The organism is Microtetraspora sp. AC03309 (assembly GCF_020826795.1).
GTDB lineage: Bacteria > Actinomycetota > Actinomycetes > Streptosporangiales > Streptosporangiaceae > Microtetraspora > Microtetraspora glauca.
In genome coordinates this window covers 1-13934 of the sequence record NZ_JADDIL010000074.1, presented here as the reverse complement: position 1 = coordinate 13934, position 13934 = coordinate 1, and the positions used below count along the sequence as shown (strand labels likewise).

15 protein-coding genes and 1 pseudogene are annotated in these 13934 nt (G+C 71.1%); 6 read left to right on the top strand and 10 right to left on the bottom strand.

From position 1 onward, the window contains the following. Genes IMZ11_RS33340 through IMZ11_RS33320 form a run of 5 tightly spaced genes read right to left on the bottom strand, consistent with a single transcriptional unit; the run spans nt 1 to nt 5200 of the window. Nucleotides 1-1062, bottom strand: a complete 1062-nt coding sequence (locus IMZ11_RS33340; protein ID WP_228646382.1) for an ADP-ribosylglycohydrolase family protein — start codon at nt 1060-1062, stop codon at nt 1-3. Then, complete coding sequence (locus IMZ11_RS33335; protein WP_228646381.1) at nt 1059-2363, bottom strand: sugar ABC transporter substrate-binding protein; 1305 nt, start codon at nt 2361-2363, stop codon at nt 1059-1061. Before IMZ11_RS33335 ends, IMZ11_RS33340 begins: the two co-directional genes overlap by 4 nt. 52 nt (nt 2364-2415) lie before the next feature. Beyond that, nucleotides 2416-3234 carry a carbohydrate ABC transporter permease gene (locus IMZ11_RS33330; RefSeq protein ID WP_228646380.1) on the bottom strand — a complete coding sequence of 273 codons (819 nt, stop codon included), beginning with the start codon at nt 3232-3234 and terminating at the stop codon, nt 2416-2418. Then, nucleotides 3234-4139 (bottom strand): carbohydrate ABC transporter permease, encoded by a 906-nt coding sequence (locus IMZ11_RS33325; RefSeq protein ID WP_228646379.1) that lies wholly within the window; start codon nt 4137-4139, stop codon nt 3234-3236. Before IMZ11_RS33325 ends, IMZ11_RS33330 begins: the two co-directional genes overlap by 1 nt. Further along, nucleotides 4136-5200 carry a LacI family DNA-binding transcriptional regulator gene (locus IMZ11_RS33320; protein WP_228646378.1) on the bottom strand — a complete coding sequence of 355 codons (1065 nt, stop codon included), beginning with the start codon at nt 5198-5200 and terminating at the stop codon, nt 4136-4138. The genes IMZ11_RS33325 and IMZ11_RS33320 overlap by 4 nt, the downstream gene beginning before the upstream one ends. A 199-nt stretch (nt 5201-5399) precedes the next feature. On the opposite strand from IMZ11_RS33320, the gene IMZ11_RS33315 reads away from it, so the two are divergent. Further along, nucleotides 5400-6248, top strand: a complete 849-nt coding sequence (locus tag IMZ11_RS33315) for a sirohydrochlorin chelatase (protein WP_063818794.1) — start codon at nt 5400-5402, stop codon at nt 6246-6248. 61 nt (nt 6249-6309) lie between these two features. Here the strand turns inward: IMZ11_RS33315 and IMZ11_RS33310 are convergent, their stop codons facing one another. Together IMZ11_RS33310 and IMZ11_RS33305 are read right to left on the bottom strand one after the other, a co-directional pair. Beyond that, nucleotides 6310-7284, bottom strand: a complete 975-nt coding sequence (locus IMZ11_RS33310; protein WP_228646377.1) for a hypothetical protein — start codon at nt 7282-7284, stop codon at nt 6310-6312. Next, the gene (locus tag IMZ11_RS33305; protein ID WP_228646376.1) at nt 7281-7829 is read right to left on the bottom strand and encodes an RNA polymerase sigma factor; all 549 of its coding nucleotides are present in this window, start codon (nt 7827-7829) and stop codon (nt 7281-7283) included. The genes IMZ11_RS33310 and IMZ11_RS33305 overlap by 4 nt, the downstream gene beginning before the upstream one ends. Before the next feature lie 79 nt (nt 7830-7908). Between IMZ11_RS33305 and IMZ11_RS33300 the strand changes: the two genes are divergently transcribed. Next, nucleotides 7909-8478: an NUDIX hydrolase gene (locus IMZ11_RS33300; protein WP_228646375.1), complete on the top strand. Its 570-nt coding sequence runs from the start codon at nt 7909-7911 to the stop codon at nt 8476-8478. Nucleotides 8479-8577: 99 nt separating this feature from the next. Here the strand turns inward: IMZ11_RS33300 and IMZ11_RS33295 are convergent, their stop codons facing one another. Continuing rightward, the gene (locus tag IMZ11_RS33295; RefSeq protein WP_228646374.1) at nt 8578-8943 is read right to left on the bottom strand and encodes a DUF2203 domain-containing protein; all 366 of its coding nucleotides are present in this window, start codon (nt 8941-8943) and stop codon (nt 8578-8580) included. 308 nt (nt 8944-9251) lie between these two features. Here IMZ11_RS33295 and IMZ11_RS33290 point away from each other — a divergent pair, with 308 nt between their 5' ends. The 3 genes from IMZ11_RS33290 to IMZ11_RS33280 are packed head-to-tail and all read left to right on the top strand — an operon-like array spanning nt 9252 to nt 11687. After that, nucleotides 9252-10106, top strand: coding sequence for an ABC transporter substrate-binding protein (locus IMZ11_RS33290; RefSeq protein WP_228646373.1), 855 nt, complete (start codon nt 9252-9254; stop codon nt 10104-10106). Beyond that, nucleotides 10067-10939, top strand: coding sequence for an amino acid ABC transporter permease (locus IMZ11_RS33285; protein WP_228646372.1), 873 nt, complete (start codon nt 10067-10069; stop codon nt 10937-10939). Before IMZ11_RS33290 ends, IMZ11_RS33285 begins: the two co-directional genes overlap by 40 nt. Nucleotides 10940-10946: 7 nt before the next feature. Continuing rightward, the gene (locus tag IMZ11_RS33280) at nt 10947-11687 is read left to right on the top strand and encodes an amino acid ABC transporter ATP-binding protein (protein WP_228646371.1); all 741 of its coding nucleotides are present in this window, start codon (nt 10947-10949) and stop codon (nt 11685-11687) included. On the opposite strand, the gene IMZ11_RS33275 is transcribed toward IMZ11_RS33280, so the two are convergent. Continuing rightward, complete coding sequence (locus IMZ11_RS33275) at nt 11684-12214, bottom strand: helix-turn-helix domain-containing protein (RefSeq protein ID WP_228646370.1); 531 nt, start codon at nt 12212-12214, stop codon at nt 11684-11686. The two genes, IMZ11_RS33280 and IMZ11_RS33275, sit on opposite strands and share 4 nt — an antisense overlap. Nucleotides 12215-12277: 63 nt before the next feature. Between IMZ11_RS33275 and IMZ11_RS33270 the strand changes: the two genes are divergently transcribed. Continuing rightward, complete coding sequence (locus IMZ11_RS33270) at nt 12278-13504, top strand: MFS transporter (RefSeq protein ID WP_228646369.1); 1227 nt, start codon at nt 12278-12280, stop codon at nt 13502-13504. Here IMZ11_RS33270 and IMZ11_RS33265 read toward each other — a convergent pair. Then, nucleotides 13501-13934 (bottom strand): annotated as a pseudogene (locus IMZ11_RS33265) (MFS transporter); the annotation flags it as partial. The gene IMZ11_RS33270 and the pseudogene IMZ11_RS33265 overlap by 4 nt on opposite strands.

Genomic DNA, 13934 nt, shown 5'->3' with positions numbered 1-13934 from the left:
CTACGTTCCTTCCACGTGTCGGCCGGTGAGCTCGAGTCGTTCCGCGAGCCGGTCGACGAACTGATCGACGAGCTGGTCGGCGAGCTGGTCGGCGAGCTGATCGGCGACGTCCAGGACGTGCCGCCCGGCGACCACGGGCAGGCATCGGCCGTGGACCGGCCCGATCCTGCCCGCCCAGCGCGCGGGCACGCCCGCCTCGCCGGTGCCCGCGCCCGCGAGAGCGCCCGCGATCGCGGCCGTGGTGTCGGCGTCCCTGCCCAGGTTCGCCGCCGTCACCACGGCCGCCTCGACCTCTCCGCCGCCCCTGATGTAGGCGGAGAAGGCGAGCGCGACCGCCTCCGGGGCCAGATCGGTCCACGGATAGTGCTTCACGACGACGGCGTCATGGAGCGCCCGCGCGAACTCCTCGCGCGAGCTTTCCTCTCCCCGGGCGTCGGCGATCTCGACGGCCTTCCTGACGGAGCGCGCGGTCCACGAGTCCGCGGGGATCGCCCGCAGCCCCGCGTCGATCACGTCGCCCGGTTCGGCGCCGGTCATCGCGACCGCCACCGCGGCGGCGACCGCGCGGCCTCCGAGAACGCCCTCGCCGCCGTGGCTGACCCGCCCGTCGATCTCGGCCAGTCGCGCCGCCTCGTCCGGATCGCCCGCCGCGAAGATCCCGTACGGCGCCGCCCGCATGGCGAGGCCGTCGGACCAGCCGTGCGGGTGCCACCGGCCGGTCAGCGGCGGCCGGAGCCCGAGGCGGAGCGCCTGGACGGTGCCGAGCTCGGAGAATCCGGCCCCGCGCATCGGCCCGTCGAGCCGCGCCACGATCTCGGTGCGCCACGCCTCGGCGACGTCGTCCGAGGTGAGCGCGTGACCGTGCCGGAGGAGGAGGGACGCCGCGAACAGGGTGTACTCGGTGTCGTCCGTTCCCCCGCCCTCGATCTCGTCGAGCACGCCCCATCGGGCCGCGATGGTCTCGGGGGTCAGGTTCTCCGCGGGCGCGCCGAGGGCGTCTCCGGCCGCCAGGCCGAGCAGGCATCCCCGGGCGCGGTCCCGCGGCGAGGGTGGATCGATCACTGGGCGTACCGCTCCAGCACCTTGTCGCCCTCCTCGACGAGCTTCTTCGCCGCCTCGTCAAGGCTGATCTTTCCGGCGAAGTACTCCTGGAGCGTCGGGGTGCCGACCTTGCTCTTCCACTCGTCGTAACCGTTGACCTTGAGGTACGGCGCGACCACGAGGTTCTTGGCCGACGCGGTGGCGACGTCCCAGAAGTTGTCCTTGGTGGTCATGGCGGGGTCGGCGGCCGCGGCGGTGCTCGTCGGGAGCAGCCAGTCGCCCTTGGCGAGCTTGGCCTGGTTCGGGCCGTTCAGGAAGAAGGAGATGAACTTCACCGACTCCTGCGGGTGCTTGCTGTCCGCGGAGACGGACAGCGTCTGCGACGTGGCGCCCTGCTGGGCGGTGACGCCCTTCAGGGGCGGCAGGGTGACCCACTCGAACCCGTCGGGCGCCTGCTCGGCCACCTGCTGGCGCAGGTAGACGCCCGCGGGCACGATCGCGTACTTGCCGGCGAAGAAGCCGGGCAGCGGGTCGGCGGTGCCCATGCCGAGCGCCGAGGGGTCGGCGGACTTGTCCTTGTGAAGCTGGTCGTGGATGCGCTGCAGGACCTCGCGCTCCTCCGGCCCGACCTTGACCGTGGTCTTGCCGCCCTCGGTGGTGAAGAAGGTCCCGCCGAAGTTGAGCCCGAGGCTGAGCACCTTGTTGACCGGCGACTTCATCGGCCAGGCCACGCCGTACGCGCCGCCCTTGGTCATCTTCTTGGTCGCGGCGGCGAACTCGTCCCACGTCCAGGGGTCGTCGGAGGTCGGGACGCGGACGCCGGACGCGTCGAGCAGCTTCTTGTTGGCGAAGAGGACCTGGGACTCCTGGAGGAAGGGCACGCCGTACACGCCCTGGCCGCCCTTGCCGTCGGCGAAGGTGACCGTGTCCCACGCGGCCTGCGGGATGTCGCCCTTCAGCTCGGCGGGCAGCGTGCTCGACAGGTCGAGCAGGAAGCCCCGCGAGGCGAAGCCCGACAGGGCCGGCGAGTCGTCGTGGATCACGTCCGGCGGGTCGCCCGCCTCGAACGAGGTGACGAGCTGGTCGTTGACGTTGTCCCAGCTCCCCTGGACGTACTCGACCTGGATCTTGGGATTGGCCTTGTTCCATTCGTCGACGAGCTGCTTGTTGGCGGCGATCGACTCCTTCTGCCAGGCGAGGCTGAGGAACCGCAGTTTCACCGGCCCGTCGGACGCGGCATCGCCGCCGTCGCCTCCCCCGCCCGAACATCCGGCGGCCAGAACGACGGCCGCGACCGCGAGCGCGGCACTCCAACGCCTCATGTGACTCTCCTATCGGGGGACTGGGGGGTTCTGGGAGATCTCGGGGGCACGGCTATCCCTTGACGGCGCCGGCCATCAGGCCGGATCTGAGCCGCCGCTGGATGACCGCGAAGAACGCCAGGCTCGGGATCGTCGCCAACAGGGATGCGGCGGCGAGCGGGCCCAGCCGTACGACACCCTCCGGGCCGGTGAACTTCACCAGCGTCAGCGGCAGGGTGGCCACCTCGGGGTCCTTGAGGACCACGAGCGCGAAGAGGAACTCGTTCCAGGACGAGATGAAGGCGAACAGCAGGGTCGCGACGACGCCGGGGACGAGCAGCGGCGCGACGACGCTGACGAGGGCCCTGAGCCGTCCCGCGCCGTCCACGGACGCCGCCTCCTCCAGCTCGCGCGGTACGGCGCGCACGTAGCCCTGGAGCATCCAGAGGGCGAACGGCAGCGTGAAGGTGACGTGCACGAGGGCGAGTCCGGGCAGCGTGTTCACCAGCTCAAGCCGGCGCAGCACCATGAACAGCGGGATGATGATCAGGATGACCGGGAAGACCTGGCTGACCAGCACCCACCCGATGGCGACCTTGTTCAGCGCGCTGCGGAACCGCGCCAGCGCGTACGCCGCGGGAAGGGCGACGGCCACGGTGATCACGGCGCTCGCCAGCGCGACGGCCAGGCTGCGCGCGGCGCTGCCCACGATGTCCTGCTCGCCGAAGGCGTCGGCGAAGTTGGCCAGGGTCGGGCGGCGCGGGATCCAGGTCGGGTCCAGGTTCGCCATCTCCTGCGGCGTCTTCAGCGCCGTGGACAGCAGCCAGACGAGCGGGAACGCCAGGAAGACGATGTAGCCCAGCAGGGCGAGGTACTTCAGGGCGGTGCGCATCAGTCGGCCTCCCGCATCTGCCGCCACAGGTAGACGCCGAGCACGGCGAGGACGACGATCGTGATCGCGACGCCGAGGGTCGCCGCGTACCCGAAGAAGCCGTAACGGAACGCCTCCTCGTACGCGAACAACATCGGCAGCCGCGTCCGCCCGCCGGGTCCTCCCTGCGTCAGCACGTAGACCAGGCTGAACTGGTTGATGTTCCAGACGAAGTCGAGCGAGGTGATCGCCACGATCACCGGGCGGAGCTGCGGCAGGGTGATGTTCCAGAAGCGCCGCCACACGCCCGCGCCGTCGACTCCGGCCGCCTCGTGCAGCTCCTTGGGCACGTTCTGCAGCCCGGCCAGCAGGACGACCGTCGTCTGCGGCATGCCCATCCAGATCCCCACGATGATCACGGCGGGGAGCGCGACGGAGAAGTCGTTGAGCCAGTCCACGTCGGTGCCGAGCACGGCGTTGAGGATGCCCGCGTCCGGGTGGTAGACGAGCCGCCACATCAGGCCGATGACCACGGGCGGCATCGCCCACGGCACCAGCGCCAGCACCCGGGCGAACCCGCGCAGCCGCAGGTCCTGGTCGAGCAGCAGCGCGAGCCCGAGCGACGCGAGGAACTGCAGCACGGTGACGGAGACGGCCCAGATCATGCCGATGCGGAACGACTCCCAGAAGTCGACGTCCATGAGGAGGTCGCCGAAGTTCGCCAGGCCGACGAACGACGTCTCGGTGTTCCGCCCCGACCTGGCGTCGGTGAAGGCGAGCATGATGCCGTAGACCAGCGGACCGACGCTGAGCACCAGCACGGGGATCAGCGCCGGGAGCATCAGCATGAAGGTGTCCCGGTTCCGCGCCCTGTTGGGGGCGGGTCCGCGTCCGGCCCTGGCCGGCCGGACGTCCGTGAGGGTCATGGGCTCTCCTCCCCCTCTGTGCCTTCGCCGGACCCCGGCACGTCGTCGGTCCCGTCCCGTACGCCGGTCGTCGAGGCGCGTACGGCCAGGCGCGGCTCGACGGTGACGACGCGCGCCTGCCGCTGGCCGTTCTCCAGCCGGTCGAGCAGCAGCTCGGCGGCGGCTCGGCCGCGTTGCTCGGATCCGAGCGACACGCTGGTCAGCGCGGGCCAGGCGACCCCCGCCAGGTAGGTGTCGTCCATGCCGACGACCGCCACGTCCTCGGGCACCCGCCGCCCGGCGCGGCGCAGCACGTCCAGCGCGCCGAGCGCGATCAGGTCGTTGGCGCACATGAGCGCGTCCACGTCGGCGGCCCGGTCCAGCAGCGCCCGTACGGCGGTGGCGCCCTCGGCGCGGTAGAAGTCGCCCACCTCGACGAGGTTCTCGTCGTACGGCAGGCCGAGGGCGTCGAGCGCCTCGCGGTAGGCGGCGGCCCGCGCGGCGCCGGGGACGGTGTCGGGCGGGCCGTTGACGAACGCGATGCGGCGCCGGCCGAGCCCGTAGAGGTGGTCGAGCGCGAGCCGTACGCCGGTGTGCGAGTCGGCCCGGACGTTGTCGACGCCGGTCTCCTCGGGCACCGAGCCGATGACGACCACGGGGGCCCTGGCCGCGGCGAGGGCGCGCAGGTGCTCGTCGGTGACCCGCAGCGGGCTCATGATCAGCCCGTCGACGTACCGCTCGCCGAGCCCGCGCAGCACGTCCAGCTCGTCGGCGACGTCGGCGTCCGTGGAATGCAGCAGGAGGCGGTAACCCGCCGCGCGGAGCACCGGCTGGATCTCGCGCACCATGGCGAGATAGACCGGGTTGCCGATGTCGGCCATGGCGAACGCGACCTGGTTGGTGCGCCGGTTCTTGAGCGAGCGCGCCACGGAGTTGGGAACGTAGCCGAGCTCCTCCGCCGCGCTCAGCACGCGGCGGACCGTCTCCTCGCGGGTCGGCAGACCGTTCAGAACGCGAGAGACAGAGGCGATCGACACCCCGGCGCGCCGCGCGATCGTGTTGATCGTGGGGCCTTCGGTCACAAGTCACCTCGTCAGTGCCGGTGTAAACGTTTACGGAAACACTGTGTCTGTAAACGTTTACGGGTGGGATGAGGCCATGAAACACGCCCGTAACGGAGAGCGTCAAGTCACGATCGCGTAAACCGATCAGGCTAAAGATCAGCATCAAGCGGTGGGTTGGTTCACTCATTCGGCCGGATTCGCCCTAGAATCCGCCGATGTGAACGAAGGTCACGACGACCCGCCGAAGCTTCCCACCCGGGAGCGATCCTCCCGGCCCGGAACCGGCCGCCACCGGCGCCCGCTCCCGGCGAACCTGCCGCCGGACGCGCCCGCCTTGGTGCTGGCCGTTCCCGGCATGGCGGGAGACGTCGCGGCCGAGATCGCCTCGGTCATCCGGCTCGACAACCCGCAGGTCGATCTGCGCCTGGTCTCCCTCATGGACGGCGGCGCCGATCTCGCCAAGGCGTTCGTCTCCGCCGCCGCCGACCGGCCGGCCGCGGAGACCGCGGCGGTGGTCGTCCCGCTCGTGACCGGCCCGCACCCCCGCGTGATGCGGGCCGTGCGCGACGCGGTCACCCAGAGCGAGAGCCCCGTGACGATCACCGATCCGCTCGGCCCGCATCCGCTGCTCGCCGAGGCGCTGCACATGCGTCTGTCGGAGGCGGGGCTGGCCCGCGTGGACCGTATGCGGCTGTTCAACGTGACCTCCCCGGTCGACGGCATCATCGTCGCGACCACGGGCGGCGACGAGGGCGCGCGGGGGGCGGACGCCACCGCGGTGCTGCTGGCCGCGCGCCTCACCCTGCCCGTGGTGCCCGCCGCGCTCGACGGCGTGCCGAACGTCGGCGACGCCGCCGAGCGGCTGCGCAAGATCGGCGCCAACCGTCTCGCGCTGGTCCCGTTCGTCATCGGGCCCGAGGCCGACCACGACAAGGCCACCGCCGCGGCCGAGGCCATCGGCGCGGGCTGCGCCGCGCCCCTCGGCGCACACGAGGCCGTGGCCCGCCTGGTGGGCATCCGCTACGGAGCCGCCCTCGGCGAGTACGAGGAGATCGACGAGGACTGAGGTCCCGCCCCCGTCGGCGATCTGCGGATCCGAGAAGCGGGCGCCTGCGACAGGGGGGACGTCAGTCCGTCTGGTCGTACCAGTGAGGCTCGTCGTCGTGGACGGTCATGGGATCGGGTGCCGGACCCGCTTCAGGACCGGGGACGACATAGAGATCGACGGTGTCGGAGCTGGAGTGGCGCGAGCCCTCGACGACCCAGTCGTCCTCGATCCGGTCGGCGGTGACCCGCTGGTCGAAGAAGCTCTTGTCCGGTCGCCCCGGTTCCGAAAGGATCCAGTACAGGCGATAGCCGACCTTCAGCCTCCGCCGGTGCAGCTCGTCCCGTACCTCCGCGACCGTCCTGCCGTGGCTCCGGTAGCCGTCCAACGCCTCCGCCGACGAGGGGTCCACGACGTCGTCGACGTACGGCTCGCCCGGAGCCGCGGGGCGGCCGACCCCGAACACGACCCGACCCGAATAGTGGGCGGGCATCCACACCTTGCCGCAGAACGCCGACGCGCAGGGCTCCACACTTTGGATGCCGATGCTGCCCGGCCCGCGGAAGCCTTCGGGGACGATCGGGCCGACCAGTCTGCCCACGTTGGCCGGCGGCACCGGAATCACCTTCACCGTGACGTTCAGTCCGACCGCGCGGAACGCCTCCTCGAAGCGCCGGGGGTCGGCCACGGGGTCGGTGATGGTGACGCTGAAGTGGTCCGTGGCCCTCTCGATGGAGACGGCCGCGTTGGCGTAGCGGATAGCGGGACCCCCGCCCGGCAGGCCGACGCCGATCGCGACGGCGAGGCCCAGCCCCACGGAGACGGCGCCGAGCGCGAGCGCCCGTCCCTTCCTGCCACGCACGCGAAAACGACTCGGGGCATGGCTCTGGGCGCGGCTCCGACGGCGGTTCAGGGCCCGCCAGGGCGCCCGGCGCCGCGCGGCCGGTGCGTGGTGCTCCTCGGACACGATCGAGGCCAGCAGCGTCCACGCCTCCGGGGTGGACGCCTGTCCGGCCAGTTCCTCGTCGCGCACCCTCGCGAGGTCGGTGAGGTTCACAGCGAGCTCCCTTCGAACATGACGGCACGCGGGTGGTCGATTCCGGCCATGGCCAGGCCCCGGGCGAATCGCTTGCGCGCCCGGTGGAGCCTGATCCGTACGGCGTTGCGGGAGATGCCGAGGGTCGTGGCGAGCTGCCCGGTGTCGAGCCTCTCCCAGGCGGCCAGGGACAGCAGCTCCCTGTCGCCGTCGGACAGGGTGCGAAAGACCCTGCCGACCGGGGAGAAGTCCTCCTCCGGAGAGCGCGCGTGCGCCAGGAGGGACAGGGAGGCGAGGTGCTCGCGCAGCGCCTCCGTCCGCTGCTCCCTGCGCAGCTCGCCCCGCCGGTGGTTGGCGAGGACCCGGCGGGCGACGCCGTACAGCCAGAGCCTGGCCTCGTCTCCGTCGGGCAGCTCCTCGACGCGCCGCCAGGCGATCGTGAACGTCTCGGCCACCACGTCGGCGGCGTCCTCGGGGTCCCGGCAACGCCGCAGGACGTACCCGAGTATGGGTTCGTAGGCGTGTTCGTAGATTTCCACGAACCGGCCGTGGGGATCGGCTCCCATCCGGCCTCCTCACTTGGATCGTCGGTCACCCCGTCCATGTCCGCGGCGCCGGAGGCATTTCGCGGCGTAGGGTCGGCGGGTGAGCACGTCCGATCGTGGTCCCGATCTCTCGTTCATCGCCGGGCTGACGCGTGTCCGGGCGGCGGCGGGCGCGCTGATCCAGGACGAGGCAGGCCGGGTCCTGCTCGTACGTCCCACGTACAAGGGGACGTGGGACATCCCGGGCGGCTCGCTGGAGCCGGGCGAGTCCCCTCGGGCGGCGTGCGTCCGCGAGCTGGACGAGGAGCTGGCCATCACGCCGGAGATCGGGGCCCTGCTGTGCGTGGACTGGGTTCCCCCGGCCCCTCCGTGGGACGGCGGGCTGATGTTCGTCTTCGACGGCGGGGTTCTGCCCGCGGCGGAGGTGGCGGCCATCCGGCTGCCTCCCGAGGAGCTGGAGGGGTTCGCGTTCGTGGCGCCCGGCGATCTCGACGGCCCGCTGACGCCGGAGATGGCCCGCCGGCTACGGGCCTGCCTGGGACGGCCGGGCAGGGGCGGCGTCTATCTGGAGGACGGCTACGCGGAGAGCGACCATCCGGAGAGCGGCAAATCGGACGGCAGCCAATCGCACGACGGGCCCGGCGGGACGCGGGACGGGCGGGACGCCTGAACGGGGCGAAACCGTGGAACCGGAGGGCCGAGCGGATCGCCGGCTCCTTCGACGGGCTGGAGCGTGGGCCGCGAGCCCTGACCCCGCCGAGCCCGCCGCTCACCGGGGCAGCGGGCGCCGTCCGGGGAAGCCGAGTTCGGTGCGGTGGTACCAGCCGAGGTCCTTCTCCCCCTCGATCCAGCACAGCCGGACGGAGACTCCGTCGAGCACGGCGGGGAAGTCGACGAGGACGGGCGCCACGCCCTTGAGTTCGACACCGTGGTCGCCGAACCACATGAGGATCTCGCCGATGCGGGCCTCCAGGGCCTTGCCCTCGGGGATGCCGCCGAGGGGTGAGCCTCCGGCGTTCTCCAGGTCGTAGGAGAGCTCGGCGAGGTCCGCCCGGAGCGCCACCAGGTCGGTCACGCGCGCGACGACCTCGGGCATGAGTGACCTGGCCTCGTCGAGGCTGAAGATCCGGTCCATGCTCGGCACGCTACCGCCTGCCGGGACGGCGGGGTGCCGGAATCCCTCCGTGCGCGATCCCGCGCTCCGATCCCGCGCTCCGATTCCGCCGACGTACCGCTGGCGTACCGGCAGGGCACCGGCGGAGCACCGGCGGCTGAGGGGGCGCTGGAGAGAACAGGAAGAACGGCGGTAACAGCCGCACCATATGGCGCGAAAATCGCGAAATATCCCCCTTATCACCTATTTGTCAGATAGTGATGAAGCTATGTGTCGCCTCCTATAGATTGTCCTAAATATTGGCTTATGTCGTATTTAAGGGGGATCGCGTGGCTTCTTGGTCCATGCGTCGCCGGATGCTCTCCATCGGCGCCACGGCGCTCGTTGCCGCGTTCACGGTCTCCGCCTGCGGCAGCGGCGGAAGCGGCGGGCGCGGCGACGGCGGCAGCGCCGCGAGCGCGAAAGGCGGCGTCGCGCTCGTCAACGCCGGAAAGCTCACGACCTGTACGCACCTGCAGTTCCAGCCCTTCCAGTTCAACCAGGGCGCCAAGGTCGTCGGGTTCGACGTGGACGTCATCGATCTCGTCGCCAAGAGGCTGGGCGTGACACAGGACATCATCGACATCGACTTCGCCCCGATCAAAAGCGGTGCGGTGCTCAGCTCCGGAAGGTGCGACCTCGCCGCGGCCGGCATGACGATCACCGACGAGCGCAGGAAGAACATCGAGTTCTCCGTGCCGTACTTCGACGCCACGCAGGCCCTGCTGGCCAGGAAGGGCAGCGGGCTGACCTCGCTCGGCGACGTGAAGGCGAAGAACCTCAAGATCGGCGCGCAGGCCTCGACGACGGGGCTGGAGTATGTCAAGCGCAAGGGCTTCGACCCGATCGAGTTCGCCGACTCGCCCAAGGAACTGCTCGGCCTGCAGACCGGCCAGGCCGACGTGATCGTGCAGGACCTCCCCGTCGTGGCGACCTGGCTGAAGAAGCCGGACGTGCGCGCGAAGTACGAGGTCGTCGCCGTCCTGGACACCGGTGAGCGGTACGGCATCGGCATGAAGAAGGGCAACACCGCGCTGTCCAAGGTCGTCAACGAGGTGATCGAGGGCGCCAAGGCGGACGGCACGTACGACACCATCTACAAGAAGTGGTTCGGCACGGAGCCGAGCCCGGCGACGGCGTCGTGACGGCGCAGCGGCTCGCCCCCTCTCCGCGACAGGGCACGCGACAGGGGTGGAGTCCCCGCAGGCGGCAGCGGGTCAGCAGGGGCGTCCAGTACGCCCTCCTGATCGCCGTCGTCGCCGTGCTCGCCTCCCTCGCCGACTGGAAGTCGATCCACCAGTCGTTCTTCAACGGTCAGGTGGCGGCCGACGGCCTGCCCCGGTTGTTCACCGTCGCCCTGAAGAACACGGTGATCTACACCGCCTGCGGGTACGTCGTCGGGTTCGCCCTCGGCATGCTGCTGGCGCTGATGCGGCAGTCCTCGGTCGCGCCGTACCGGTGGATCGCCTCGACGTACATCGAGATCTTCCGCGGTCTCCCCGCTCTGGTGATCTTCCTGATGATCGGGAGCCTGCCGCTGGCGTTCCCGGGACTCAGGATCCCGGGCGACGTGTACGGCCAGGTCACGCTCGGCCTCGGGCTCGTCTCGGCGGCGTACATGGCCGAGACCTTCCGGGCCGGCCTGCAGGCCGTGCCGAGGGGGCAGATGGAGGCGGCCCGCTCGCTCGGCATGCCGTACATGCGGTCCATGGTGTCGATCATCATTCCGCAGGCCGTCCGCATCGTCATCCCGCCCCTGACGAACCAGCTGGTCCTGCTGTTCAAGGACTCGTCGCTGGTCCTGTTCCTCGGGCTCACGGCGGCCCAGGTGGAGCTGGCCAAGTTCGGCAACGACCAGGCGTCGACCTTCGCCAATCCGACGCCGATCCTGGTGTCCGGGCTGACGTACCTGCTGATCACCATCCCGCTGGGGTACGTCGCGCGACGGCTGGAGTCACGGCAGGAAGGGAAGAGGTGAACGACAGATGAGCACTGTCGAGATCAGGAACCTGCACAAGTCCTTCGGGCGGCTCGACGTGCTCAAGGGCATCGACTTCACGGTCGAGGCCGGGCAGGTCGTCTGCGTGATCGGCCCTTCGGGGTCGGGCAAGTCGACCCTGCTGCGGTGTGTCAACCTGCTGGAGCGGCCGACGTCCGGCCAGGTGTTCGTGGACGGCACGGAGCTCACCGATCCCGACGTGGACATCGACGCCGTACGCCGGCGACTGGGCATGGTCTTCCAGCAGTTCAACCTGTTCCAGCATCTGACGGTGCTGCGCAACGTCACGATCGCGCAGGAGCGGGTGCTGAAGCGCGGCAGAGCGGAGGCGAGGAAGATCGCCGGGGAGACCCTGGAGAAGGTCGGACTCGGCGAGAAGGCCGACTGCTTCCCCGCCCAGCTCTCCGGAGGCCAGCAGCAGCGTGTGGCGATCGCCCGCGCCCTGGCCATGAACCCGTCGCTGATGCTGTTCGACGAGCCCACGTCCGCGCTCGACCCGGAACTCGTCGGCGACGTCCTCTCCGTCATGCGCGAACTCGCGCGGGACGGCATGACCATGCTGGTCGTCACGCACGAGATGGGCTTCGCCAGGGAGGTCGCCGACCGGGTGGTCTTCATGGACCGGGGCACGATCGTGGAGGACGGGCCGCCGGAGCAGGTGATCGCCGCTCCCCGGCACGCCCGTACCCGCGAGTTCCTCGGCCGGGTGCTGCACCCGGAGCACTAGCCAGGTGCGCTGCCTAGGCCGGTGGAGTCCCGGCCGGAGTCCCGGGGGTGGCCGACCTTGTTCACGACGGTGTCGCCGGGGTTGAGCTGTCGCCCGTCGGTGGATCGGACCTCGAGAGCACGAAGCGGACGCCCGTTCCGACGGTCGACCATCTCGGAGTGAGGTTCGTCGTGGGCGAAGAAGTGCGCCTCGCCCCACTGCCGCAGCGCCACGATGACGTTGAAGAGATCCCTGCCCTTGGGGGTCAGGACGTACTCGTTGTAGGCGCTGCCGTCGGATGCCGGGACGACGTCGAGGATGCCGCCGTCGACGAGTGTGCGCAGGCGCGCCGCGAGGATGTTCTTGGCCACGCCGAGGCCGCGCTGGAACTCGCCGAAGCGGCGGCTGCCGTCGAACGCGTCGCGCACGATCAGCAATGACCACCAGTCTCCGATCGCGTCGATCGATCGCGCGACCGGGCAGTCACTGTCGTTGAAGCGGGTCCGCTTGACCATCGCGCCCTCCCCCATCCAGTTCGGTTGCAACATGCTACCAAACTCACCTAGGGTCGGCCGGTAGCAAGATGCAACCGATCGAGCAAGGGGGATGCGGTGGCCCGCCGCGAGGGAACGACGACGACCACGGACGTGCCCGAGGAGACACCCGCTCCCGCGCCGTCCCGCCGCGTCACGCCGCTGTTCGCCATCGCCTGCGGGACGGCGGTCGCCAACGTCTATTTCGCACAACCGCTCCTGGTCACCCTGGGCCGGGACTTCGCGATAGGACCCGCGACCGTCGGCGCCGTCGTCACCCTCACGCAGATCGGCTACGGGCTGGGGCTGTTCTTCCTCGTACCGCTGGGCGACCTGGTCGACCGGCGGCGGCTCGTCGTCACGCAGTCGCTCCTGCTGGCGGCGGCGCTGGCCGCTGTCGGCACCGCCGTCACCGCGCCGATCCTGCTCGGCGCCATGGCCGCGATGGGGTTCCTCGCGGTCGTGACCCAGACGCTGGTCGCCTTCGCCGCGTCCCTGACCGGACCCGACCGCCGCGGGCGTGTCGTCGGCCAGGTGACCAGCGGCGTGGTCATCGGCATCCTGCTCGCCCGCACGGTCTCCGGCGCGCTGGCGGACCTCGCGGGCTGGCGATCGGTCTACCTCACCTCCGCGGCAGTCACCCTCGCGCTCACCCTGGCCCTGTATCGCCTGCTGCCACGCCACGGCAGGCCCAGGGCGTCCATGGGCTACGGGCCGCTCCTGCGCTCGACGATCGCCCTGTTCGCCCGGGAACCCGTGTTCCGCGTCCGCGCCCTGCTCGCCATGCTCGTCTTCGCCGCGTTCAGCACCCTGTGGAGCTGCCTCGCGCTGCCGCTGAGCGCGGCCCCGCTGTCGCTCTCCCACACCGAGATCGGCGCCTTCGGACTCGTGGGCGCGGCGGGGGCCCTGGCGGCGGCCCCGGCCGGGCGCCTGTACGATCGCGGCCTCGGCCAGTGGACCACCGGCACAGCGCTGGTCCTGCTCGCCGCATCCTGGCTGCCCCTCGCGTTCACCCGGCAGTCGCTGTGGGCGCTGGCGATCGGCGCGGTCGTCCTCGACCTGGCCGTCCAGGCCGTCCACGTCACCAACCAGAGCCTGATCTACGCGCTGCGCCCGGACGCGGGCAGCCGGCTGATCGGCGGTTACATGATCTTCTACTCGATCGGCAGCGCCACCGGCGCCCTCGCCTCGACCACCGTCCACGCGGTCGCCGGGTGGAACGGCGTATGCGTCCTGGGCGGCGCGATCAGCCTGCTCGCCCTCGTCCTGTGGGCGGTCACGCGGCGCGGCGCACGGCGAACCTAGTCCGGATACGGCAGGCAGCAGCGGACTCCGACGGCCAGCGCCGCCACGATCGCGAGCTCGGCCCAGACCAGCCCCCCGACCAGGTACAGGCCGCCGAAGACGGCGATCGCGGCGGCCTGGGCGAGCATCGGACCGGTGGAGTTCAGCGCCGTCAACGCCGAGGCGCCGTCGGGGCCGACACGGCGGGCCAGCCTGGCGACCAGCGGGGTGTAGCCCGCCGCGTGCCCCGCCGAGGCGACGAGCAGCACCGGCGCCGACCATGCCCCCAGCCAGCCGCCCCCCGCCGCGAGCACGGCGACGGCCGCGGCGAAGACGGCGGTGCCGACGGCGGGCAGGTGGCGTCCCGGCAACCGGTGGGCGAGCAGGCTGGTGCCGCCGAACCCGACGGCGTACGGCAGGAAGGCCAGCCCCGCCCCCAACGGCCCCACCC